At 74.1% G+C, this 21,592-nt stretch carries 20 protein-coding genes and 1 pseudogene; 19 read left to right on the top strand and 2 right to left on the bottom strand.

Features of this window, described 5'->3' with window-relative positions; genetic code table 11:
- Window positions 1–3: 3 nt before the first annotated feature.
- The 7 genes and pseudogenes from FGE12_RS06820 (at window position 4) to FGE12_RS30640 (ending at window position 6,009) form a co-directional block, all read left to right on the top strand.
- The gene (locus tag FGE12_RS06820; RefSeq protein ID WP_153865588.1) at window positions 4–792 is read left to right on the top strand and encodes an ABC transporter permease; all 789 of its coding nucleotides are present in this window, start codon (window positions 4–6) and stop codon (window positions 790–792) included.
- A 132-nt stretch (window positions 793–924) separates the two neighbouring features.
- Window positions 925–1,815 (top strand): MBL fold metallo-hydrolase, encoded by an 891-nt coding sequence (locus FGE12_RS06815; protein ID WP_194797664.1) that lies wholly within the window; start codon window positions 925–927, stop codon window positions 1,813–1,815.
- A gap of 65 nt (window positions 1,816–1,880) precedes the next feature.
- Entirely contained in the window at window positions 1,881–2,624 is a 744-nt protein-coding gene (locus tag FGE12_RS06810; RefSeq protein ID WP_153865586.1) for a hypothetical protein, read from the top strand.
- Between the two features lie 176 nt (window positions 2,625–2,800).
- Window positions 2,801–3,604, top strand: coding sequence for a hypothetical protein (locus FGE12_RS06805; RefSeq protein ID WP_153865585.1), 804 nt, complete (start codon window positions 2,801–2,803; stop codon window positions 3,602–3,604).
- A 120-nt stretch (window positions 3,605–3,724) separates the two neighbouring features.
- On the top strand, window positions 3,725–4,474 hold the full coding sequence (locus FGE12_RS06800; RefSeq protein ID WP_153865584.1) for an MBL fold metallo-hydrolase: 750 nt from the start codon (window positions 3,725–3,727) through the stop codon (window positions 4,472–4,474).
- A gap of 124 nt (window positions 4,475–4,598) precedes the next feature.
- Window positions 4,599–5,459 (top strand): annotated as a pseudogene (locus FGE12_RS30645) (transposase zinc-binding domain-containing protein); the annotation flags it as partial.
- Between the two features lie 10 nt (window positions 5,460–5,469).
- Window positions 5,470–6,009, top strand: a complete 540-nt coding sequence (locus FGE12_RS30640; RefSeq protein WP_194797662.1) for a transposase — start codon at window positions 5,470–5,472, stop codon at window positions 6,007–6,009.
- A 296-nt stretch (window positions 6,010–6,305) separates the two neighbouring features.
- Here the strand turns inward: FGE12_RS30640 and FGE12_RS06785 are convergent, their stop codons facing one another.
- Together FGE12_RS06785 and FGE12_RS06780 are read right to left on the bottom strand one after the other, a co-directional pair.
- The gene (locus tag FGE12_RS06785; protein ID WP_153865582.1) at window positions 6,306–7,226 is read right to left on the bottom strand and encodes an SPFH domain-containing protein; all 921 of its coding nucleotides are present in this window, start codon (window positions 7,224–7,226) and stop codon (window positions 6,306–6,308) included.
- Window positions 7,219–8,235 (bottom strand): SPFH domain-containing protein, encoded by a 1,017-nt coding sequence (locus tag FGE12_RS06780; RefSeq protein ID WP_153865581.1) that lies wholly within the window; start codon window positions 8,233–8,235, stop codon window positions 7,219–7,221. The genes FGE12_RS06785 and FGE12_RS06780 overlap by 8 nt, the downstream gene beginning before the upstream one ends.
- 198 nt (window positions 8,236–8,433) lie before the next feature.
- Between FGE12_RS06780 and FGE12_RS06775 the strand changes: the two genes are divergently transcribed.
- From FGE12_RS06775 to FGE12_RS06715, 12 genes are all read left to right on the top strand, one after another.
- Window positions 8,434–9,324: a hypothetical protein gene (locus tag FGE12_RS06775; protein WP_153865580.1), complete on the top strand. Its 891-nt coding sequence runs from the start codon at window positions 8,434–8,436 to the stop codon at window positions 9,322–9,324.
- The gene (locus FGE12_RS06770; RefSeq protein WP_153865579.1) at window positions 9,321–10,310 is read left to right on the top strand and encodes a hypothetical protein; all 990 of its coding nucleotides are present in this window, start codon (window positions 9,321–9,323) and stop codon (window positions 10,308–10,310) included. The genes FGE12_RS06775 and FGE12_RS06770 overlap by 4 nt, the downstream gene beginning before the upstream one ends.
- Window positions 10,307–12,094 (top strand): hypothetical protein, encoded by a 1,788-nt coding sequence (locus FGE12_RS06765; protein ID WP_153865578.1) that lies wholly within the window; start codon window positions 10,307–10,309, stop codon window positions 12,092–12,094. The genes FGE12_RS06770 and FGE12_RS06765 overlap by 4 nt, the downstream gene beginning before the upstream one ends.
- On the top strand, window positions 12,084–13,244 hold the full coding sequence (locus tag FGE12_RS06760; RefSeq protein WP_153865577.1) for a hypothetical protein: 1,161 nt from the start codon (window positions 12,084–12,086) through the stop codon (window positions 13,242–13,244). The genes FGE12_RS06765 and FGE12_RS06760 overlap by 11 nt, the downstream gene beginning before the upstream one ends.
- Window positions 13,238–13,999 (top strand): tetratricopeptide repeat protein, encoded by a 762-nt coding sequence (locus FGE12_RS06755; protein WP_153865576.1) that lies wholly within the window; start codon window positions 13,238–13,240, stop codon window positions 13,997–13,999. Before FGE12_RS06760 ends, FGE12_RS06755 begins: the two co-directional genes overlap by 7 nt.
- Before the next feature lie 5 nt (window positions 14,000–14,004).
- Window positions 14,005–14,799: a MotA/TolQ/ExbB proton channel family protein gene (locus tag FGE12_RS06750; protein WP_153865575.1), complete on the top strand. Its 795-nt coding sequence runs from the start codon at window positions 14,005–14,007 to the stop codon at window positions 14,797–14,799.
- A 3-nt stretch (window positions 14,800–14,802) separates the two neighbouring features.
- Window positions 14,803–15,435 (top strand): OmpA family protein, encoded by a 633-nt coding sequence (locus FGE12_RS06745; protein WP_153865574.1) that lies wholly within the window; start codon window positions 14,803–14,805, stop codon window positions 15,433–15,435.
- 2 nt (window positions 15,436–15,437) lie between these two features.
- Window positions 15,438–17,108, top strand: coding sequence for a hypothetical protein (locus tag FGE12_RS06740; protein WP_153865573.1), 1,671 nt, complete (start codon window positions 15,438–15,440; stop codon window positions 17,106–17,108).
- Window positions 17,109–17,179: 71 nt separating this feature from the next.
- Complete coding sequence (locus FGE12_RS06730) at window positions 17,180–18,322, top strand: hypothetical protein (RefSeq protein ID WP_194797661.1); 1,143 nt, start codon at window positions 17,180–17,182, stop codon at window positions 18,320–18,322.
- A 110-nt stretch (window positions 18,323–18,432) separates the two neighbouring features.
- A complete protein-coding gene (locus FGE12_RS06725; RefSeq protein WP_153865570.1) occupies window positions 18,433–18,939 on the top strand; it encodes a hypothetical protein in 507 nt (168 codons plus the stop codon).
- A gap of 170 nt (window positions 18,940–19,109) precedes the next feature.
- A complete protein-coding gene (locus FGE12_RS06720; RefSeq protein WP_153865569.1) occupies window positions 19,110–20,735 on the top strand; it encodes a peptide chain release factor 3 in 1,626 nt (541 codons plus the stop codon).
- A 10-nt stretch (window positions 20,736–20,745) separates the two neighbouring features.
- Entirely contained in the window at window positions 20,746–21,495 is a 750-nt protein-coding gene (locus tag FGE12_RS06715; protein ID WP_153865568.1) for a 4'-phosphopantetheinyl transferase superfamily protein, read from the top strand.
- Window positions 21,496–21,592 lie beyond the last annotated feature (97 nt).

Raw genomic sequence — 21,592 nt, 5'->3', positions numbered from 1 at the left:
CGGATGCAGCGCTACCTCCGCCTCTTCGGTGTGCAGCTTCGCGCGAGCAGCCTGCTCGCCATGCAGTACCGCGGCGACTTCCTCATCGACGGCGTCATCAGCCTCTTCTGGATGGGCACGGCGCTCGCGCCGCTCTTCGTGGTCTACCGCGGCGAGCAGAGCATCCCGGGCTGGAGCTTCGGCGAGGCGCTGCTGGTCATCGGCTGGTTCACGCTGCTGCAGGGCATCCTCGAGGGCGCGATCAACCCGGGGCTCGCGGGGGTGGTGGAGCACATCCGCAAGGGCACGCTGGACTTCGTGCTGCTCAAGCCCGCGGACGCGCAGTTCCTCGTCTCCACCTCGCGCTTCCTGCCCTGGCGCGCCATCAACGGCGTCGCGGCGCTGGGGCTCTTCGCGTATGCGTTCGCGCGGCTGGGGCGGCTGCCGTCCGCGCTCGGCATCCTGGAGTCGCTGGTGCTGCTGTGCGCGAGCGTGCTGCTGCTCTACTCCCTGTGGATCCTCACCATCAGCGCGGCCTTCTACGTGGTGAAGGTGGACAACCTGACCTACTTCTTCACCTCCATCTTCGATGCGGCGCGCTGGCCCTCCACCGTGTTCCGCGGGGTGCTGTCGGTGGTGTTCACCTTCGTCATCCCGCTCGCGCTGATGACCACCTATCCGGCGCAGGCGCTGCTGGGTCGGCTCCCGCCGCGCTCGCTGGTGGTGGCGGTGGTGGGCTCGCTGGCCTTCTCGTGGCTCAGCCGCCGCGTGTGGCTGCGCAGCATCGGGCGCTACACGAGCGCGAGCAGCTGACCGCGTCCTCCCTCTCCCTCTGGGCGAGGGTCGGGGTGAGGGAAGAGGCTTCATTCCTGTGCCGTCCCGAGGCCCGGTGCTATCTCCGCCCGCATGAGCCGATCGCGCATCTGGAAACGCCTGGGGTGGGGAGTGCTGGGACTGCTCGTGCTGCTGGGCCTCTTCCTGGCAGTGGGGCTGACCGCGAAGTCCATCCCCGAGGACGCGCCGCCCTTCTTCGACCTCGAGGCGGTGCGCGCGCTCGCCCGCAGCGGCGAGGGGCCCCTGCCGAAGGAGCTGCGCGCCCAGCGGGTGGCGAGCGGCGAGCTGCCCGCGCGGGTGCTGGCGGTGGCGGGCGGCGGCTTCGGGCCGGTCACCTTCGAGTTCTTCACCTATCAGCTCGTCTGGGAGGACGGGCGCACGGCGGTGCTGGACGCGGTGGCGGACGAGAAGACCTTCGCGGAGAACCTCCCCGTGAAGGAGTTCGACGCAGCCGCGTGGGCGCGCATGCAGGAGGCGATGCGCAAGGCGGACGTGGTGGCGGTGACGCACGAGCACTTCGACCACGCCTCGGGCATCGCCCACTCGCCCTACCTTGCCGAGCTCGCCCCGCACGTCGCGCTGACGGAGGCGCAGCTGGTGGGGCACCACGCGGAGCGGGCGGGGTTCACCCCCGAGGTGTGCGCGCACTTCACCCCCTTGCGCTACCAGGGGCTGCACCGGCTGCGGCCCGGCGTGGTGCTCATCGCGGCGCCGGGCCACACGCCCGGCAGCCAGCTCGTCTACGTGCAGCTCGCGGGCGGCCAGGAGTTCCTGCTGGTGGGCGATGTCGCCTGGCAGCGCGAGAACATCGAGCAGCCGGTGATGCACCCGCGGCTCGCCAACTGGCTCGGCCAGGAGGACGCGGACGCGATGGCGCGCGAGCTGCGCGAGCTGCACACCCTGCTGCGCACCGCGCCCCAAGTGCACCAGGTGGTGGCGCACGACGGCGGGCAGATGGCCGACCTGATGCGCCGCGGGCTGGTGCAGGAGGGGCTGCGGTAGGGCGGTTCCCATTTTCTGCGCCCCGTCCGGTCTTCCTCCTGAAACCCACGGAAGGGGAGCCGGACATGGATGCGAAGCGGCTGTGCGCAGTGCTGGTGGGGATGATGGCCATGGCGGGCTGTGCGCCCGTGCGGCTCGAGGTGCCCGAGCCGCTCGCACGCGATGCGGCCCCCCTCAAGGTGGAGAAGAAGTACCGCCACCTGCTCTCCACCCGCGGCACCCTGAAGGCCGGTGAGTACGAGGCCGCTTTCGACGAGGACGGCGCGACGACGAATCGCCTCGGGGTGGGCGACGCGCAGCTGTGCCACACCGAGCGCGAGTACCGCTTCGCGCTCGCCTCGGCCGGGCGCGCGGCGCCACTCGAGGTGGAGTGCCGCGAGCAGATGACCGGGCAGCAGGTGCAGCTCGCGGCGTTCCACGGCGAGCTGACGATGGGCACGGCGCAGAACCGCGTGAGCTGCCGCGTGAGGGGCGGCGCGGGCCAGGTGGACCTCCAGCCGGCTCCCGGCAGCGCGTGGGTCGGGACGGAGCGCGTGGAGGGGCAGGTGACGGTGGGCGCGGTGCACCTGAGCGCGGAGAGCCTGGGCTACGACACGCAGGGCGTGGCGAGCGTGCCGTACCCCGGCTTCCAGCTCTTGCGCGGGGGCGAGGTGGTGGGCGTGGTGCAGACGCAGAAGCCCCTGCAGCTGTGGCTCTCGCCCTCCCTGCGCCCCGAGGAGCGCGAGGCCGCGGTGCTCGGCGCCTTCAGCCTCCTCCTGCAGACCACGTGGACCTTCGAGGGGCCGCGCGACTGCGAGCGTCAGGCGTAGGGCGCTCGCGGGGAGCAGGACCGGGTCGCCATCCGCCCTGAGCGTACGAGGCTCGAGGCTCGAGGCTCGGAGTCGCACATCCCTCACCCCGTCCCTCTCCCAGGGGGAGAGGGGACAGTGGGTCCGCTTGCACCCGCGAGCACGCGAGGGCTCCCCGCGCTAGGCTGCGCAGGCGCATGCGTCTGCTCCTCCCCGCGCTCCTCGCCTCCTTGCTCTGCGCCGGCTGCGCCACGGTGCCCACGCGCCCGCCGCCGAGCACCTGCGCGGAGGGCAACGCGGGGCTCTGCCGCTTCGAGGCGACGCAGCACCTCGCCCGCGGCGAGCGCCCGCAGGCGGTCGAGGCGCTGGGCCGCGGCTGCGGCGCGGGCCTGGTGACGGACTGCGTGGAGCAGGGCGAGCTGCTGCTGGAGGACGGGCAGCTGGATGCGGCCGAGCCGCCGCTCGAGCGCGCGAAGCAGGAGGGGTGGAGCGGCGCGTATGCGCCCCTGGCCCGCCTGCACGAGGCGCGCGCCACGCCTGCGGACCTCGCCACGGCGCACCAGCTGCGCCGCGACGTGCTCTCCATCGACCACCCGGACGCCGAGGTCCTCTGGTGGTACCGCGCGAGCGAGGCGCACGGCCCCGGCGCGGTGCTCGCCCTGAACATCCAGCCGATGTGGGCCCGCTCGCGGCGGCTCAACTTCGGGGTGCAGTGGGCGCTGACGCCCAACCCCACCGAGCTCACCGGCTTCGTGGGCTACCAGCACTTCGCCACCGACTGGCTCGTGCCCTACGCGAACGTGCAGGCGGGGTGGGGGAGCCGCGGCTACGGCGAGAGCGGCTTCTTCGACGCCGGGGTGGAGGGAGGCGTGAAGCTCGCGCTGGGGCCGCTGGGCCACCTGAACTTCGCCGTGGGCTCCTCGCGCGGCAGCCCCCTGCACCTCTCGGTGGGCGTGGGGCTCAACTACCTCCTCGTCCTGGCGGCGGCCGCGGCGCACTGAGGCGGCCGCACGCCCCGCGTGCCTGCGGCCGGGCGAGCCCCGCCGCGTCGTCCCGCAGGGGCATGGGCCCGGGCGCGCCGCGGTGCCCAGGCTCGGGCTCTCTGACGCAAGGAGGGCGCCATGGGCGTCGTGAACGTGGAGATGGGCACGCGGGTGGACGAGGTGGCGGACGGCATCTTCCGCATCAGCACGCCCCTGCCGCCCTCGGTGGTGCCCGGGGGCTTCAGCTTCAACCAGTACCTGGTGGTGGACGACGAGCCGCTGCTCTTCCACACCGGCCCCCGGCGCTTCTTCCCGCTGGTGCGCGACGCCATCGCGAGCGTGCTCCCGCTCGAGCGCCTGCGCTGGCTGGGCGTCAGCCACGTGGAGGCGGACGAGTGCGGAGCGCTCAACGCGCTGCTCACGGTGGCGCCCCAGGCGCAGCCAGTGTGCTCGCGCGTCGCGGCGCTCACCTCCCTGGAGGACATGGCGGACCGGCCGCCGCGCGCGCTCGCGGACGGCGAGACCCTGTCGCTGGGGCGCCACAGCGTGACCTGGCTGGACACCCCGCACCTGCCGCACGGCTGGGAGTGCGGCTACCTCTTCGAGGCGAGCACCCGCACGCTCCTGTGCGGAGACCTCTTCACCCAGCCCGGGGGCGCCGCGTGCCCGCCGCTCACCGAGGGCGACATCCTGGGGCCCAGCGAGGCCTTTCGCGGCGCGCTGGACTACTTCAGCCACTCGGACACGGCGCGGGGACAGCTCGCGCGGCTCGCCCGGGTGGACCCGCGCACGCTCGCGTGCATGCACGGCAGCGCGTGGGCGGGGGAGGGCGGCGCGCTCTTGCAGGCGCTCGCGGACTCGATGTGCGGGCCGGCCCTGCGCGCCTGAGCCCCCGGACAGAGGGATTGTCCCCCCTCCCATGGACTCGCTGCGGGGAGGGCGGCGCCGCGGGGGGGCGCCCAGGTGCACTGTCGGCCGCCTCCCGTAGTGTCCTGCTCGGGGCTGGAGCGGAATGGGCGAGGCGGGGGCAGCAAGACCGTGCGAGGGGGGCGCACGCATCTACCGGCGCAGGCAGCCGGAGGGCACGCCGCTGTACGCCGCGGTGCGGGAGAACCTGGCCACGCTCGTGGCCGAGGCGGACGCGGTCGGCCGGGGCCTGCCGCGCTACGTGACGCGCGACTTCTCGCGCTATCTCGATTGCGGTCAGCTGGCGAACGGCTTCGCACGCGTGCGCTGTGACACGTGTCACGATGAGCTCCTCGTGGCCTTCAGTTGCAAGGGGCGCGGCGTATGCCCCTCGTGCAACGCGAAGCGGGCGCACGGGACGGCGGCGCACCTGGTGGAGCGCGTGCTACCCCACGTGCCGTGGCGGCAGTGGACGCTGTCCTTTCCCTTCGCAGTCCGCTTGGCGCTCGCGCGCGACGCGCGGCTTCTCTCGGAGGTGCTCGCACTCTTCCTGCGCGCCGTCTTCGCGCTGCAGCGCCGGCGCGCACGGCGCCGGGGCGTGCGCGCAAGGGAGACGGGCGCCGTCACCTTCGTGCAGCGCTTCGGCAGCGCGCTGCAGCTGACGCCCCACTTTCACGCGCTGCTGCCGGACGGGGTCTTCTCGCCTGAGGCGGCCTTCGTCCCGTTGCCAGCGCCCTCGCAGGAGGAGCTCGAGCGACTGCTCGCGCAGGTGCGCCGCCGGGTGCTGGCGCTCCTCGCCGCGCGTGGGGTGCTGGAACGAGAAGCCGAGGACGATGCGCTCGAGGGCTACCGGGCCCACAGCTTGCGCGGGCAGCTGGCGCTGCTGGGCTTGGACGTGCGCGCTCCGCCCCGTCAGCAGCCGCGCTGCTCCTTCCAGGAAGGCTTCAGTCTCCACGCCAACACGCACCTGCACTCGCATGACAGAGAGGGCCTGGAGCGTCTCTGCCGCTACGGCGCCCGGGGGGCCGCTGGCCCTGGAGCGCTTCGAGCGCCTTGCAGATGGGCGAATTGCCTACCGGATGAAGCGGGCAATGCCGGGCGGGCGCACGCACCTGCACTTCACCGGGCTCGAGCTCCTACGCAAGCTCGCGGCCCTGGTGCCGCCGCCCCGCAGCAACCTGGTGCGCTTCCACGGCGTCTTCGCACCGGGGTCGAAGCTGCGCAGGGGCGTCACCCCGGTACCCTTATCCGAAGCATCCGCGCTCACTGCGCCGACAGTCCATGCCCCGCGGGTGGAGGCCGCCCGGCGGGAGCGCGCTCCGCGCTTGGACTGGGCGGGGCTGCTGCAGCGCACCTTCGCCCTGGACGTCTTCCTCTGCACCCGCTGCGGGGGCAAGCGCCGGGTGCTGTCGTACCTGGCGGACCCACCCGTCGTCCGGGCCATCCTCGCTCACGTGGGCGAGGCGACGGGGGTGCCGCCGCTGGCGGCCGCGCAGGGACCGCCGGGGTGGGAGTAGGGCCGCGCGCAGACGCGGTGGAGTGCAGGTGGGCTGGCCGGGCGCAACGGGGGCGCTCGAGTCCCGAGGTGCGCCTGCGGCTTGGCCGAGGACGCCCGTGCGGTGGCCGCGAGGCGGGGACTTCGGCGGAGGGCAGGGCTCCACGGACACGCGCGCGACGGGCCGCTGCGCGAGAAACACGGGCTGTTTGTCCTATGCCCCCGAGGAGTGGCCGATGCCTCGCAGCCGCTCCTGCTCTGCCCCGTCCACCCGCAGCGAGTCCGTCCTGGGGGTGGACACAAACTTTGTCCGGGGGCTTAGCGCCCCTTCACCGGCTCGGGCACCCCGCGCGCCGCGAGCAGCTGGCCGATGAGCCCGCCGCCCGTGGGCTCCTGGGGCACCAGCGTCACGGCGGCGTTGCTCGCCATCAGCCGCTGCAGCTCGAGCACCTCGAACATCACGTTCAGCACCTCGGGGTCCTCCCCGATGCGCCGCAGCGCCGCGCCCACGATCTGCGGGCGCAGGGCGGCCGCCTTGGCGAACTCCACCGCCGCCTGCCGGTCCGCGGTGCTGGTGATGATGCTCACCTGGTTCGCGCCGTCCTGGCGGATGGCGCTGGTCACCTGGCGCAGCCGGTTCACCACCTTCTCCTCGATCTGCCGGATCATCTCCGTGTCGCGGAAGTGCACCTTGCGGATGTACACGCTGCCCAGCTTGTAGCCCCAGGCGTGGCTCTGCGGGCTGACCTCGGCGCGCACGGTGCGGCTCATGGTGTGCCGGCTCTCCAGCATGTCCGAGAGCTTCATGTTGCTGAGGCTGCGCACCGTGGCGTTGCTCACGTTGGCCGCGAGGCTGCCGCGTGGGTCCGCGTTCTCGAAGAGGAAGCGCACCGGGTCGCTGACGTACATCTCGTACCAGACCCCGATGCCCATGGGCGCGCCCTCCTCGCTGTTGACCGCGAGGCTGCGCAGGTACTGCTGGTCCAGGCGCAGGTCCACCACGTGCACGCGGCCCACCCAGTGCACGATGAGCGCGCGCCAGCCCAGCTTGGGCCAGAGGAAGTTGAGGCCCGGCTCGCGCAGCTCCGCCACCACGCTGCCGAAGAGCACGTACACGCGGCAGGTGCGCTCCTCCACCACCGTGTAGAAGCCGAGCATTTTGAGCAGCGTGAAGAACACCGGCAACCCGATGGCGGTGGCGACGAAGCCCAGCACCATCCCGAAGAGCGTCTCAGCCATTCTTCACCCCCAGCACCACCTGCTGCGCCTTCGAGTAGAGCCCCAGACGAATGTTGCGCACGTAGCCGGCGAGCGCCGCGGGCCCGCTGCGCTTGAGCAGCGCGAGCTCGCTGGAGAGCGCCACCAGCGGCTCGACCTCCGTCTGCGCGCGCAGGGTCTCGATCTCCACCGCGCGCCGCGACTGGACGATCTTCTGGTCCGCGCTGGCCTGCGCGAGGCTCACCTCGCTGCTCACGTGGTTGTGCGCCGTGTTGATGGCGGCGAGCGCGCTCTCCACCTCGTTGGGCGGGTCGATGCTGGTGATGAGGCTCGCGTCCAGCACGATGCCGTAGCGCGCCTCGCTGCCCTTGCACTCGCGGTCCATGTGCTCGTTGAGGTCGCGCATGTTCTTGCGCAGGTCGTTGATGGAGACGCCGCTCACCACCGCGGCCTCGGCGGGCTGGCTCGCGCGCTGCTCGTCCGGCGAGTGCGGGGGCGCCTCGAAGTTGGCGATGCGCTCGCGCAGGATGGACACGAAGTAGGCCATGGTGTGGACGATGGGCTGCTTCACGCCGAAGAGGAACGCGTACAGGTTCTTCTCGCTCACGCGGTAGCGGATCTGCCCGGTGAGGCCGGTGTTGAGCTGGTCCTTGGTGACCGCCTCCAGCACCTTGCCGCCCTGGTTCGCGCGCGGGCTCTCCGGGTCCTGCGCCATGTTGAGCGTGCGGGTGGCCACGCTCACCTTGTGCACCTTCTCCCAGGGCCACTTGAAGTAGGGGCCGCCGGGGGGGATCACGCGCAGGCGCGGGTAGTCGTAGCGCTCCTCGTCCGTGCGGGCGAGCCCCTCGCTCAGGGGGCCGGTGCGGTTGGTGAGCCCGGGCCCCAGCCGCTCGGCGCGCCCGAAGGCGGTCTTCACCGCGCGCTCGTTCTGGTCCACCGTGAAGAAGCCGCCCACCACGCAGCGCAGGAAGAGGTAGAGGCCGGCGCCCAGCAGCACGCCGTGCAGCACCCCGGAGAAGTCGAAGTTCATGGGTGAACAGCCTAGTGGCAGCGCACATCGCCGCCTAGCCGTGAGACTCACACGCACTGCGAGTAGAGATTTGTACCCCCCTTGCGCTGGCACCGGGAGTTCGGGGTATACGGCCTTGTGCTCGCGTTCCCACCTCTCCGGCCTCTGATCCTCTGCGCGCTCGGACTGCTGCTCGGGCCGGGCTGCGAGGGGCGCTTCGTGGACCCGCACCCGGCGGAGCTCGAGCGCCTGCAGCGCACGCACAGCCTGAAGGTGACCCCCGCACCGGTGGTGTACGGCCTCATCTTCGACCTCTACCTGGCGGACTCCGCCGAGTGCGCGCGCGTGCACCAGCAGCTCACGAGCGCGCTGCGCACGCTGATGCTGCCCGCGGGTCGCGAGGGGCAGGAGCTGGCCGCCCAGGAGCTCTCGCCCGACTGCAGCGCGCAGCCCGGCACCCAGCGCCTCGACCTGCTGGCCTACAACCGTGCCATTGCCGCGGCCCAGGCGCGCTACGGCGCGGGGCGCGTGCGGCCGGTGCTCGTGTACTTCAACAACCTGGCGCTCCCGCTGCCCACCGGGCTCGCGGGCGACTTGCGCACGCTGCGCAGCAGCGCCACCCAGCCGCTGGTCTGGGCGCTCACGCTGCAGGCGGGGGCGGGCACGAGCCTCCCCTTCGACGTCTCGGAGACGTGGACCTACTCGGCGGACGCGGCGCTCACCTCGCCGCTCGAGCGCGTGGCGCGTGCGCAGCTCCCCTTCGACCTGATGCAGCAGCCGCCGCTCGAGGGCTTCCCGGTCTTCAGCGCGAGCGAGCTCAGCACCGCGCGCGAGTTCAAGGTGTGCAGCAGCGCGGGGCAGGTGACGGGCCTGAACTTCACCTTCGGTCCCAAGGCGGTGAAGGTGAGCCCCGCCTCGCCGCCGCGCGTGTCGCTCGCGGCCGCCGCCACCTCCAGCCTCCCCGCCCCGCACGGCTCCCTCCAGGAGGCCGCCGCGCGCTACGAGATCGAGGTGTGCCACGCGAACTGCGAGCGCACCTACGAGCCGCCGGATGGCGACGCCGCCATCTGGAACACCACCTCCGGCTGCATGCTGAAGACCTCCACATGAGCGCGCTCTTCCTCGCACTGCTCGCGCTCGGCTCGGTGCCGACCGCGCCCTCCGCTCCGCCCGCGGGCCCTCCGCCGGAGGCGGCCGCGCCCACGGCGCCCCGCGCCCCCGCGCCCTCCGACGCCGCGGCTCCCGCGAGCCCGGCGGCCGAGGCGGCACCCGGCGCCGAGGCCCCGGCGGCAGCGCCCGCGGCCGCTCCTGCCGCGACCGCGGCGTCCTCGAGCGAGCCCACGGTGGCGTCTCCCGACGCGGCCGCGCAGACCTCCGCGCCCACCGCAGCCGCAGCCGCTGCCGCTGCGGCACCGACGGCGGCCCCGGCGGAGACGGCCGCTGCGGGTCCCGCGGGCTCCGGCGCCGTGGCCCCGGCTGCCGCTGCACCTGCCCCCGTGCTCGCGTCCACGGCGAGCCTCCCTCCGCCGCCCGCGGTGCCCCCCGGGGCGGACGGGGTGCCGGTGAAGGTGGAGCGCCGCCGCCTGCTCAAGGAGCACCACGCGCTCTTCACCGTCGGCCCCACCTACCTCGCGCGCGGCGACTACTACCGCAGCCCGGGGCTCACGGCGACCGCGTCCTACTACCCGCACGAGTCGGGCGGCCCCGAGCTGAGGCTCGCGCTCTTCTTCTCCTCGCTCACGGGTGCGGGCAGCGAGGTCTTCGAGCGCACGGGACTGGTGCCGGACGCCCACAAGCCCGTCTTCCTCGCGGCCGCCGGCTGGCGTCAGAGCGTGGGCTACGGCAAGGCGCTGCTGGGCGGCAGCGAGCTCACGAACCTGGTGCACTTCGACCTGCAGCTCGCAGGGCACCTGGGCCTCACCTTCACCGACCGCGCCACCAACCCCACGCTCGCGCTCGGGCCCGGCCTGCTGGTGCGCACCCGCACGATGTTCCTGCAGGTGGACGTGCCCTTCGTCGGCTCGCTGGAGAAGCGCAGCCGCAGCTCGGTGGCGCTCGGGGTGCTGCCGGCCTTCTCGCTCGGGTTCCAGCTGTGATCCACGCAGTGCTCCTCGCCGCGCTGGCCGCAGGGCCCGCGCAGTACGACCGCGCCTTCGGCGAGCGGGATCTCCACGCGCTCGTGCTGCTGCTCTCCGAGCACCCGGAGAGCGAGGCCGAGAGCGAGGCCCAGGCGCTCTACGGCGACGTGGTGCGCCTGGCGCAGTGCGAGCCCCTGCCGCCGCTCGCGGCGCAGGAGCTGCGCGCGCCCACCGCGCGCAGCCTGCTGAGGCTCGAGGCCCAGCGCCGCGCGCGCCTGGGGGCGGGCGCCGCCCGCTCCCAGACCCTGTGGCGCGACCTGCTCGACCCCACCTTCTTCCGCCGCACCTCGGCGCTCGCCGCCCAGGGCCCGCTGCTGCGCTGGCCGCTCGAGGACGAGCGCTGGTCGGACGAGGCCACGGACGTGGGCGTGCGCCCCTGGAGCTGCGGCTCCCCGGTCGCCGCGGGGGACGAGCTCGCGCAGCTGGGCGCCGCCGAGCTCGCGAAGCTGCAGCGCGCGCTGCCCGCGGAGGCCGGTGCCCGGCTGGGCTATCACCGCAGCGTGCGGCTGCTCTCGCGCGGGGAGCGCGAGCTGGCCCTGCAGGCCGCCCAGACGGTCGCCCCCGCGAGCCTGCACGCGGAGCTCGCCGCGTGGGCCCAGCTGATGCGCCTGGAGCTGGGGCTGGACCCGGCCGAGCGCTACCTCGCGCTGGTGGACGCGCCCGCGCTCGCGCCCGTCCGGCTGCTGGTGCACGAGCGCGCCGCCGCGACGCTCGCGGCCGGCGGCAAGTGGCTGCCGCTCCTGCGCCTCGCCGCGCAAGGCGGGGACGAGCCCGCCTTCGCGGGCTCGCCGGAGGACGCGGCGCAGCTGCGCGAGGATCTGCTCCTGCGCCGCGCGCTCGCCTACGAGGCCCTGGGCAACCGCGAGGCGCTGCGCAGCCTGCTGCAGCGCGCGCTCATCACCGAGGCCCCGAAGCCCGCGCCCTCCAGTGCCGCCGGCTCCAGCGCCAGCGCCCCGGCCAGCCCCGCGCTCGAGGGCCTGCGCGGGCTCGCGCTCGAGGCGCTCGCGCGCTCCAGCCTGGATGCGGACGACCTCGCGCTGCTCGCGGCGCTGGGGCCCACCTCCGCGCGCCTGCAGCGGCTGGTGACGCTGGGCGGGCGCGCGCTCGCGGTGGGCAACGCGCGCGGCGCCGAGGAGGTGGCGGCCGAGCTGCTGCGCCAGAAGGACGCGCTCGCGCAGGCGCGCGGCTTCGCGCTGCAGGCGGAGCTCTCGCTGCAGCAGGAGGACCGCCCCCGGCTCGAGCGCAGCGTGACGGCGCTGCTCGCGCTGCGCGCAGCGCCCGGCGTGAGCCCCCGCCAGCAGGCCGAGGTGGACGCGGTGGCGATGCAGGTGGCGCAGGCCCTGGTGCTCGCGAGCGCGCGGCTCACCGGCCCCGGCTGGCAGCCCGTGCTGGGCGCGCGCCTCAAGACGCTGGAGGAGGGGGTGCACTCGCGCAACGCGCGCAGCTTCATCCCGCTCTACGCGGCGCTCGCGGACCGTCCGGCGGAGCCGGGCGCGAAGGGCCGCCGCGCGCCCGCCTACGTGAGCGTGGGCGAGGTGGCGGTGGGCGCGCCGCGCGAGGCGGTGGCGCCTCCGGCCGTCACCGTGCCCTGGCCCGAGCCCTACTCGCTGCTCTCCCTTCCCCGGCCCGATGGCACGCCGGGAGACGGCTTCAGCCCGCCGACCCCCGCCGGGGCCGCCGGGTCTCCCCCTGTCGCAACCCCCGCTGCCGGCGCGGGAACCGAGGTCACGCATGCGCCGTGAAGTCCCCCACCTCCTGCTGCTGCCCGCGCTGCTGTGCGCGCTGACGGCGCAGGCCCAGAGCCCCACCGCGTCCAGCGACGCCACCGAGGAGATGCCCGCGAACGCGAGCATCTACCGCAAGAAGGCGCCGCCCCCGAAGCCGCTCGCGAAGGACGGGCGCCTCGTCGCTCCCGGCAGCACCGTGGACGCGAACGACGCGCTGGACGAGATGCTGGACGAGTTCGCCGCGGACATCGCCCGCATGGGCGCCGCGCGCGTCTCGCCCATCCTGCTCGAGCGCATCCGCGTCTCGGACAACATGAACCCGGAGTTCGCCGCCATCCTCGAGGCCCGGCTGGTCGCCGCGGTGTACCGCGCGGCCAACGTGGCCGTGGTGCGCTGCTTCGAGTGCTACGCCACGCGCGGCGAGGTGAAGGACGGGCAGTGGGTGGTGCAGCGCGGCGTCACCCGCAAGGAGGAGCTGTCGCAGCTCGCGGACAAGTACAGCGCGCAGATGCTCTTGCAGGCCAACCTCACGCTCAACACCGCCCCCAACTCGCTCGCGCTCGACGTGGAGATGGTGCGCGCGAGCGACGCCACGGTCGCCTTCGCCGAGGGCTACCGCGTGCACCCCTACACCGCGATGCTCTACCGCACCGCGGACCGCGTGCAGACGCGCGAGGCGAAGCTCAAGGACCTCGAGGACCGGGTGAACGCGCGCCCGCAGTGGAAGTACTCCCTGCAGACCGGCGCCGCGTACGTGCCCGTCTCCGAGCACCCGGACGGCTCCTTCGGCGCGGCCTATGTGGCGGCGCGCTTCACCGAGGCCTTCGGCGAGGAGCGCAACTGGCGCGCGGGCGTCACCGTGGGCGGGCTCATCAACCCGGCCCGCATGGCCGGCCTCACGCTGGCGGCCACGATGCTCTCGCGGCTCACCGAGGACAACATCTACAAGGTGCAGTGCTTCCTCGGTGGCTCGGCGGGCGCGCTGATCACGGGCAAGGAGAACAACTCGCCCTTCTTCGGGCCGCAGGCCGAGTGCACCCTCACGCACCGCTTCACCCTGCAGGCCAGCGTCCACTACCTCATCCCCTTCAAGGTGGAGCGCGACACGGGCTCCTACAAGGTCGGCGGCATCGTTCCGCAGGCGGGAGTTGCACTCGTATGGTGACCTTCACGAAGCGCCGCGCCCTGGGCGCGCTCGCGCTGCTGTCGCTCGCGGGCTGCGCCAGCAGCCCCTCCAAGACGCTGGTCATCCCCGCGGAGATGCGCCGCCAGGCCGCGCAGCCCGCGGCGCCCACGTCCCCCGCCCGCCCCGGCGCCGCGAGCGCGGCCGCTGGCGCAGGCGCGGCCTCTGGCGCGGGCACCGCCGCCGCCCCGGCGCCCGGCAAGTACGTCATCCGCATGGCCGAGGCGGGCCGCGTGTGGGAGATGGAGCTGCCCGAGGCCAGCGGCGGCTACGAGGTGCGCGTGCCGCTCGCCGGCATGGGCGGCCCCGCCGAGCAGCTCACCGCCGCGGACGAGGAGATGCTCTCGGACGCCCTCGCGCAGAAGGGTGACAAGGCCGAGAAGAGCGACAAGGGCGACAAGGCCCCGGTCGCGAAGGGCGACGCCAAGGCCGCGGGCTCCGCGCCGGCGGCGCTGGACGCGCGCGCGGCGGCCCGCAAGCGCAGCTACCTGGGCGGCATCGCCAAGGTGAGCGAGATGTACGCGGCGCGCCGCTACGAGCTCGGGCTCATCGAGCTGGTGAACCTGGAGAACGACTACCCGAACGACGCGCGCCTGCTGTCCATGAAGGGCTCGCTGTACCTGAAGCTGGGCAAGACGCGGCTCGCGCGCGAGGCCTGGGAGAAGGCGCTCACCATCAACCCCGACAACGCAGGCGTGGCCGAAGCGCTGCGCAGCGCCGCCCTGGGCGAGGAGTAGCAACCATGCACGTCATCATCGGACTCGCGGGCCTGGGCCTGCTCATCGCCTACATCCTGCAGCTGGGGCACGCGGCCGGCTTCTCCGGCGTGGTGCACCCGCCCTCGCTGCTGCTGCTGGGGCTCGCGCCCTTCTTCATGGCCATGGTGGCCTACCGCTTCACGGACCTGTTCAACGCGGTGAAGGCGGTGGCCGAGGCGCTGCGCTTCGACGCGGCGCGCAGCCGCCTGCGGCTCTACGAGGAGCTCACCCAGTTCGCCGCCGAGCTGCGCGCGCGCCGCCCTGCGCGCGCGCTGGAGGTGGCGGACGCCTCCTCGCACGCGCTGCTGCGCCAGCTGGGCCCGCTCGTGGTGCGCCAGTACTCCGCCGAGGAGCTGGAGAGCACCGCCTCCACCGCGCTCTACTGCCTGGTGAGCGAGCGCAAGCGCAGCGAGGACGTGCTGGGGACGCTCGGGCGCGTGGCGCCCGCCACCGGCCTCGTCGGCACGGTGCTGGGCCTCATCAACCTGCTCAAGGACCTGGCGCGCTTCGACCAGCTGGGCCCCTCCATGGCGCTCGCGCTCTTGTGCACGCTCTACGGCCTGCTCCTGGCCAACGCCGTGTACCAGCCGCTCGCGCGCGTCATCCACTCGCAGACCGCGAGCCGGGTGGAGGAGGCGAAGCTGCTCACGCGCGCGCTGGTGCTCACGGTGCAGGACAAGCCGCTGTCGGACGTGCGCCGCCTCTTCGAGCTGGCGGGCGCGCCGCAGGCCGCCGCGGCGCCGGTGTCTCCGGACGTCTCGGTGGGCGGGAGCCGCTAGCCCATGGCCGCGGACGACTTCGACGCGCTGCTCAACGAGCCGCAGCACGACGAGCTGTGGCTCATCAGCTACGCGGACCTGCTCACCCTGCTCATCGGCTTCTTCGTGCTGCTGCTGGCCGTCTCGCCGGTGAAGCTCGCGCAGTTCGAGAAGCTCGCGGCCTCCATGAACGGCCACCAGCAGGCGCCGCTCGTGGAGCTGAAGGAGCGGGTGGACAAGCTGGTGACGGAGAAGAACCTGCAGGATCGCGTGCGCACCACCGAGGACAACGAGGGGCTCGCCATCGAGTTCAAGGATGCGCTGCTCTTCGACTCGGGCGCGGCGGACATCCGCGCGGAAGGGCGGGGCACGCTCGAGGAGGTGGCGCGCCTGGTGGCCACGCTGCCCACGCGCGCGGTCATCATCGAGGGGCACACCGACGACCGCCCCATCAGCACCGCGCGCTTCGCCTCGAACTGGGAGCTGTCCTCCCAGCGCGCCATCAACGTCCGCGCCGCGCTCGAGGGCGCGGGTGTCTCCCGTGAGCTGATGTCCGTGCGCGGCTACGCCGACGTGCGCGCGCTCAAGGCCAATGGCTCGCTCTCCGTCGAGGAGCAGCGCGCCGCCAACCGTCGTGTGGTCATCCGGGTCGAATAGCCATGCTCCCTGCCAAGCCCTTCCGTACCTTCTCCGTCCTGCTCGCCGCGCTGTGCGCGAGCGCCGCGCTCGCCGCGGACCCCGCCGCCACCCCCCTGGGCCGCACCCGTGCGGACGCCGAGGAGCGCTCGCGCGCGGAGGTCAACGACCTGCTGCGCACCCTCTGCCCCGAGCAGTGCGTGCTCGTCTCCGTGGAGGCGCGCGTGGAGGACGAGGCCGTGGGCGGCGCCGTCCCCGGCTTCGAGAGCCTCTCGGGCGGCGCGAAGCTGCCCACCGTGCGCAGCGTGAACGCCAGCGTGCTGGTGGACAGCCAGCTGCCGGCCCCCTTCCGCACCCGCCTCAAGGGGCTCGTCGCCCAGCGGCTGAAGGAGGTCGCGGGCCAGTCCAACGTGAACGTGGAGGCGCTCGCCTTCCCGCCGCGCAACGCCCCGCACCTGGAGGCGCAGCCGCCCGCGCCCACGCCGCCGCAGCCCGCCGCGGCCGCGCCCAGCGCGCCGGACGCCCCGGTGCCCACGATGGGTGAGCGCCTGCAGGAGAGCCTGCTGCCCGCGGCGCCCCTGCTCGCGGTGGTGCTGCTGCTCGCCCTCAGCCTGATGGTGCTGGGCGGCCTGCTCGTGCTCGCGCTGCGCCGCCCGGCGGACGGCAGCGGCGGGGGCGCGTGGCTCGAGCCCGAGCCGCTGCCCGAGGCCGCGCCCGCGAACGCGCAGGCCGCACCCGCGCTGGACTACCCGGCGGCGCGCGCGCGCCGGCTCGAGCGCACGCTGCGCGAGGAGCGCGCGGTGCGAAACGCCGTGGTGCGCGAGGCGCTCACCCGCGGCGAGCTGCGCCCGGTGGCCCTGTGGACCCGCGAGCTGGGCGACTTCCTGCTCGAGGACCTGCGCGGCGATGCGGACCTCGGCCCCGCGGTGGCCGGCGTGGCGGCGGAGCTGGGCCGCGTCCCGGCGCTGGACGCCGCGGCGCGCGCCCAGGCGCTCTCGGAGCTCGAGGGCCGCACGCTCGCCGCGCGCCTCGTCCAGGCGGCGGACTCCGCGGACGCGGCCTTCAGCTTCCTGCAGGGCGTGCCCCCGCAGCGCTTCGCCTCCGCCGTGCGGGCGCTGCCCTCCGCGGCGCTCGAGGTGGCGCTGCGCTTCGCCCCGGCCGCGGCGCGCACCGCCGCGCTGCAGGAGCTCTCGGACGCGCAGCGCACCGCACTCGCGCTCGCGCTCGCGCGCCAGCCCGAGGTGAGCACCGCGCACGCGCTCGCCGTGGCCGAGGAGCTGCGCTCGCGCCTCGCCGAGAGCGCCGGCGGCGCGAGCCAGGTGGACGCCATGCTCGGCGAGCTGCTGGAGACGCTGCCGCTCGAGGAGCAGGACCGGCTGGTGGAGCAGCTGCGGCGCGAGGGCGACACGCGCGCCACCCGCTCGCTCATCACCGAGTCCACCCTCACCCGCTCGCCGGTGGAGCAGCTCAGCGCGGCGCTGCTGCGCCTGCCGCCCGCGCGGCTCGTCAGCTACCTGGGCGGGGCCGAGGTGTCGGTCCGCGAGCAGTTGCTCGCTGCCTGCCCCACGAAGCTGCAGCGCGAGCTTCGCGAGGAGCTCAAGCTGCGCGGCAGCAGCGCGCGCGACGAGTTCCTCGCGGCGCGCCGCGAGCTGCTCGTCAGCCTCCGCGAGGAGCTGGCGCGCAAGGCGGTCTAGCGCTGCAGGGCTTGGAACACCGAGGAGCACCGAGAAGCACCCGGGCCGGACTGAAGGGGAGGGAAGAGTCGATGCGCACACTCACCACGATGCTGCTGGGCGTCAGCCTCACGGGCTGCCTCATGGATGCTCCGGTCATCCCGGAGCCGCCGGAGCCTGATGCGGGGCAGCCCCCGCCGGTCATCATCATCGTGGACCCGGGCAACGGGGGCGGTGGGGGTGGCACCGGCGGCGGCGGTGGCGGGGGAGGTGGAGGTATCGGGGACGGCGGCGGCGGCGGCGGTATCGGAGGCGGTGGTGGCGGTGGCGGTGGCGGTGGCGGCGGTGGGGGCGATGCGGGCCCCATCGACCCGCCTCCGCCGGACGCGGGCCCGCCGCCCGTGACCCCCATGCCCGGCAGCGGCCTCTCGGGCGACCCGGGCACCGGCGTGCTCTGGCTGGTGCGCGTGGAGCCGGGGACGGCGAACCTGGCGGAGTCCTACGCCTCGCTGGTGGCGAAGATGAACGCGGGCCTGCAGGCGGCCGGCTTCGACGTGCGCACCACGGCCGTGGCCTCTCTGTACGACGAGCGGCTGCTGTGGGCCCGCTCGGACGGGCTCACCATCGGGCTCTCCTCGGCGCTGAGCAGCGCTGCGGCCAGCGCGAGCACGGCTGCGCCCACCGCCTGCAGCACCGCGTCGCTCGCGGGGCTCGGCGCGCGCCTGTCCACCGTCTACCCGGAGTCGGGCAGCAGTGGCTCCCCGCCCTTCGCACCCTCGCGCGGCGCGCTGCTGGTGGGCGTGCTCGACCACCGCGCGCGCCCCGTGTCCTACTACGGCGGCGCCTGCACCCACTTCGGGCAGCTGCCGGACAGCTACTTCGGGGTGCAGACGAGCTCGCAGATGGTGTGGCTCAACCGCTCCACGTTCAGCTGGAGCCTGCCGCTGAAGCAGACGCGCTTCGCGCTCGTCTCCACCTCCGAGTCGGAGAGCGCGAGCGCGCAGCGCAGCCGCTGCGCGGCGCTCGCGGCCTTCCCACGCAGCGCGCTGGACGTCATCGCCCCCTCGTCCAACCCTTTCTACGGGCCCTTCGCGAGCGCCATGGTGCAGCACCGCTCGGAGCTGGCGACCTCCTACGATCTCTGTAACGCCCTGGGCCAGGACTTCGCGCCCACGGCGTCGGCCTTCGCGCGCAGCTGGGCGAGCGCGCTGCAGCCCTCGGACGGGACGAAGTGAGGGCCCGCTCCGCCACCCCGGCCCGCAGGCCCTCGCCCGCCGCGGCGCCCCGCCCGGCGCGCCCGCGCCCCGGACAGCGCCCGCTGGCCCGGCGTCGCGGCGTCCCTCCCGTGCGCGGCGCTCGCCCCGGGCGTGCGGGGGCCCCGCGCCGCCGCAAGTGGGGGCGCTGGCTGCTGCTGCTCGCCCTGCTCGCGCTCGCGCTCTTCCTGCTCTGGCCCGCGCCTCCGCCGCCGCCGCCGGCCCCCGAGCCGCCTCCGGTGGCCGCTGCTCCGGCGCCTGCGCCGGCGCACCGGGCCCCGCCGCGCAAGAAGCCGGCCCCGCCGCAGGCAGCGCCCCCGCCGAGCGACTCCCAGCGGGCGCTCCTGATGGCCGCGGTGCAGCAGCGCGCCCCCCAGCTGCGCAGCTGCGAGCTGCCCCCCGGCGCTCCGGGCCGGGTGGCCACCCGCCTGCGCATCGCCCAGGCGGGCAAGACGCGCTCGGTCGCCTTCACCTCCACCCCGGCGCTCCCCGCCCCGCTCGCCACCTGCCTGCGCGAGCGCATCCTGCAGTGGGACTTCGCCGAGGTGCAGCTGCGCTCGGACGTGGAGCTGCTCGCGAGCTTCACGCTGGGAGGCTAGGGCAGCGGGAAGGGCGTGCGGGCCGCCGGGCGTTCTAGTCCGAGCATCCGAGCCCCGCGCCCGCCTGCCTCCCGGAGCCCCGGCGAGGGGGGAGGCCGGGGTCCTCTGCCTGCCTGCCCGGCAGGGGAGGGCTGCACGTCCCGTGCGCTCATGATAGGGCCTGCACCGCCATGGCATCCGAGCTCGACCAGGAGGTCGCCCGCAGGCGCACCTTCGCCATCATCAGTCACCCCGACGCGGGGAAGACCACCCTCACCGAGAAGCTGCTGCTCTACGGCGGCGCCATCCACCTGGCCGGCAGCGTGAAGGCCAAGCGCGCGCGCCGCCACGCGACGAGCGACTGGATGGAGCTGGAGAAGGAGCGCGGCATCTCCGTGACCTCCTCGGTGCTGCAGTTCGCCTACCGCGGCCACGCGGTGAACCTGCTGGACACCCCGGGCCACCAGGACTTCAGCGAGGACACCTACCGCACGCTCGCCGCCGCGGACGCGGCCGTGATGCTCATCGACGCGGCCAAGGGTGTGGAGCCCCAGACGAAGAAGCTCTTCAAGGTGTGCCGCATGCGCGGCATCCCCATCTTCACCTTCGTCAACAAGCTGGACCGCTACGGGCGCGCGCCGCTGGAGCTGATGGACGAGCTCGAGCAGGTGCTCGGCATCCGCGCCTACCCGATGAACTGGCCCATCGGCATGGGGCCGGACTTCCGCGGCGTGTACGATCGCCAGGCGCGCGTGGTGCACGTGTTCGCCGCCCACGGCAGCCACGGCGAGAGCGAGGTGGAGGAGAAGAGCATCTCCATCGACTCGCCGGAGATCTCCGAGATCGTCCCCGAGGCGCAGCTCGCCCAGCTGCGTGAGGACATCGAGCTGCTGGACATCGGCGGGGACGTGTTCGACCGCGAGAAGAGCGACGCGGGGCAGATCACCCCCATGTTCTTCGGCAGCGCGATGACGAACTTCGGCGTGCGCCCCTTCCTGGACGCCTTCCTCGAGCTCGCGCCCGCGCCCACCTCGCGCCAGACCACCGAGGGGCCGCGCCTGCCCACGAACCCGAAGTTCGCGGGCTTCGTCTTCAAGATCCAGGCGAACATGGACCCCTCGCACCGCGACCGCATCGCGTTCCTGCGCGTGGTGAGCGGCCGCTACGTGAAGGGGATGAACGCCTTCCACTCGCGCCTGGGCAAGGACGTGCGGCTCGCCAAGCCCAGCCAGTTCATGGCGGCCGAGCGCACGGCCATCGAGGACGCGTGGCCCGGGGACGTCATCGGCCTCTTCGATCCCGGCCAGTACCGCATCGGCGACACGCTCGCGGACGGCGAGGACCTGCACTTCGAGAGCGTGCCGCGCTTCAGCCCCGAGTTCTTCGCGGTGGTGCGCTCGAAGGACCCGCTGCGCCGCAAGCAGATGGAGAAGGGCCTGGAGCAGCTCTCCGAGGAGGGCACGGTGCAGATCTTCCAGCAGCTGCAGATGGGCATGAGAGATCCCATCGTCGGCGTGGTGGGCGCCCTGCAGTTCGAGGTGCTGCAGTACCGCATCGAGCACGAGTACGGCGCGAAGATCGCCCTGGACCGGCTGCCCTTCAGCCACGCGCGCTGGGTGGTGGGGCCGAACTTCGACCCCCGTGCCTTCGACTGGGAGGGCAACCGCCAGACGGTGCAGGACCGCGACGGGCTGCCCCTGGTGCTGTTCCGCGACGACTGGGCCCTGCAGCACGCCGAGGAGAAGCACCCCGAGCTCAAGTTCCTCTCCGCCGCGCCCCAGCTGCGCCAGGCGGCCGCGGCCAGCGCCGCGGGCTAGCCTGTACGCCATGACCTGGACCCCGCTCGCCGAGCCCGCGCTGCTGCCCGCGCTCTCGCCCGAGCGGGTGCACCTGGTCCACCTGCCCCTGGTGCATGCGTCGGAGCTCGCCCCGCGCGAGGCGCCGCTGCTCTCGGAGGCCGAGCGCGTGCGCGCCGGGGCCTTCGCCTTCGCGCGAGACCGCGACCGCTACGTGCTCACCCGCGGCACGCTGCGAAGGCTGCTGGGCGCCGCGCTGGGGGAGCCGCCCGAGGCGCTGCAGTTGGTGGAGGGCGAGTGGGGCAAGCCCGCGCTCGCCCCTGCGCACGCGGGCCCCGTGCGCTTCAACCTCTCGCACTCCGGCGAGCACGCGCTGCTCGCGCTCGCGCAGGGGCGGGAGCTGGGCGTGGACCTGGAGCGGGCGAAGGACGGGGTGGACGTGCCGGGCGTCTCGCGCCTGGTCTTCTCGGCCGAGGAGCAGCGGGCGCTCTTCGCGCTGCCGCCCGAGCGCGTGCGCGTGGCCTTCTTCCAGCTGTGGGCGCGGAAAGAAGCCCTGATCAAGGCCGAGGGCACCGGCTTCGCCGAGCCCAGCGCCCAGTTCACCCTCACGGTGGACCCGGAGCAGCCCCCGCGCCTGCTCGCGCACGCGGCGCGCCCCGCAGCCGTCGCGCGCTGGAGCCTGTGCGACGTGGCGCTGGCCCTGCCCGGCTACGCCGCGGCGCTCGCCTGCGAGGGCCCGCCGCCCGCGCTCAGCCTCTGGCGCCTGCCGCTCGAGGGCTGATCCAGCGCAAGGGTCCTGGAGGAGGGGGGCCCCGCCGTATACCAAACGCCCCCGCTGCCCCGGCAGGCCCCCCCTGTCCGCCACCCGAAGTCCGCGC

This window comes from Aggregicoccus sp. 17bor-14 (assembly GCF_009659535.1).
In the GTDB taxonomy this organism is placed as follows: Bacteria; Myxococcota; Myxococcia; order Myxococcales; family Myxococcaceae; genus Aggregicoccus.
This window is presented reverse-complemented; position numbering and strand designations above follow the sequence as displayed.

What these genes read in the sequence shown, in the direction of transcription:
- FGE12_RS06820 (WP_153865588.1), top strand. Translation starts at nt 4, where the DNA reads ATGCAGCGCTACCTCCGCCTCTTCGGTGTGCAGCTTCGCGCGAGCAGC.
- FGE12_RS06810 (WP_153865586.1), top strand. Translation starts at nt 1,881, where the DNA reads ATGGATGCGAAGCGGCTGTGCGCAGTGCTGGTGGGGATGATGGCCATG.
- FGE12_RS06805 (WP_153865585.1), top strand. Translation starts at nt 2,801, where the DNA reads ATGCGTCTGCTCCTCCCCGCGCTCCTCGCCTCCTTGCTCTGCGCCGGC.
- FGE12_RS06800 (WP_153865584.1), top strand. Translation starts at nt 3,725, where the DNA reads ATGGGCGTCGTGAACGTGGAGATGGGCACGCGGGTGGACGAGGTGGCG.
- FGE12_RS30640 (WP_194797662.1), top strand. Translation starts at nt 5,470, where the DNA reads ATGACAGAGAGGGCCTGGAGCGTCTCTGCCGCTACGGCGCCCGGGGGG.
- FGE12_RS06785 (WP_153865582.1), bottom strand. Translation starts at nt 7,226, where the DNA reads ATGGCTGAGACGCTCTTCGGGATGGTGCTGGGCTTCGTCGCCACCGCC.
- FGE12_RS06780 (WP_153865581.1), bottom strand. Translation starts at nt 8,235, where the DNA reads ATGAACTTCGACTTCTCCGGGGTGCTGCACGGCGTGCTGCTGGGCGCC.
- FGE12_RS06770 (WP_153865579.1), top strand. Translation starts at nt 9,321, where the DNA reads ATGAGCGCGCTCTTCCTCGCACTGCTCGCGCTCGGCTCGGTGCCGACC.
- FGE12_RS06760 (WP_153865577.1), top strand. Translation starts at nt 12,084, where the DNA reads ATGCGCCGTGAAGTCCCCCACCTCCTGCTGCTGCCCGCGCTGCTGTGC.
- FGE12_RS06755 (WP_153865576.1), top strand. Translation starts at nt 13,238, where the DNA reads ATGGTGACCTTCACGAAGCGCCGCGCCCTGGGCGCGCTCGCGCTGCTG.
- FGE12_RS06750 (WP_153865575.1), top strand. Translation starts at nt 14,005, where the DNA reads ATGCACGTCATCATCGGACTCGCGGGCCTGGGCCTGCTCATCGCCTAC.
- FGE12_RS06745 (WP_153865574.1), top strand. Translation starts at nt 14,803, where the DNA reads ATGGCCGCGGACGACTTCGACGCGCTGCTCAACGAGCCGCAGCACGAC.
- FGE12_RS06740 (WP_153865573.1), top strand. Translation starts at nt 15,438, where the DNA reads ATGCTCCCTGCCAAGCCCTTCCGTACCTTCTCCGTCCTGCTCGCCGCG.
- FGE12_RS06730 (WP_194797661.1), top strand. Translation starts at nt 17,180, where the DNA reads ATGCGCACACTCACCACGATGCTGCTGGGCGTCAGCCTCACGGGCTGC.
- FGE12_RS06720 (WP_153865569.1), top strand. Translation starts at nt 19,110, where the DNA reads ATGGCATCCGAGCTCGACCAGGAGGTCGCCCGCAGGCGCACCTTCGCC.
- FGE12_RS06715 (WP_153865568.1), top strand. Translation starts at nt 20,746, where the DNA reads ATGACCTGGACCCCGCTCGCCGAGCCCGCGCTGCTGCCCGCGCTCTCG.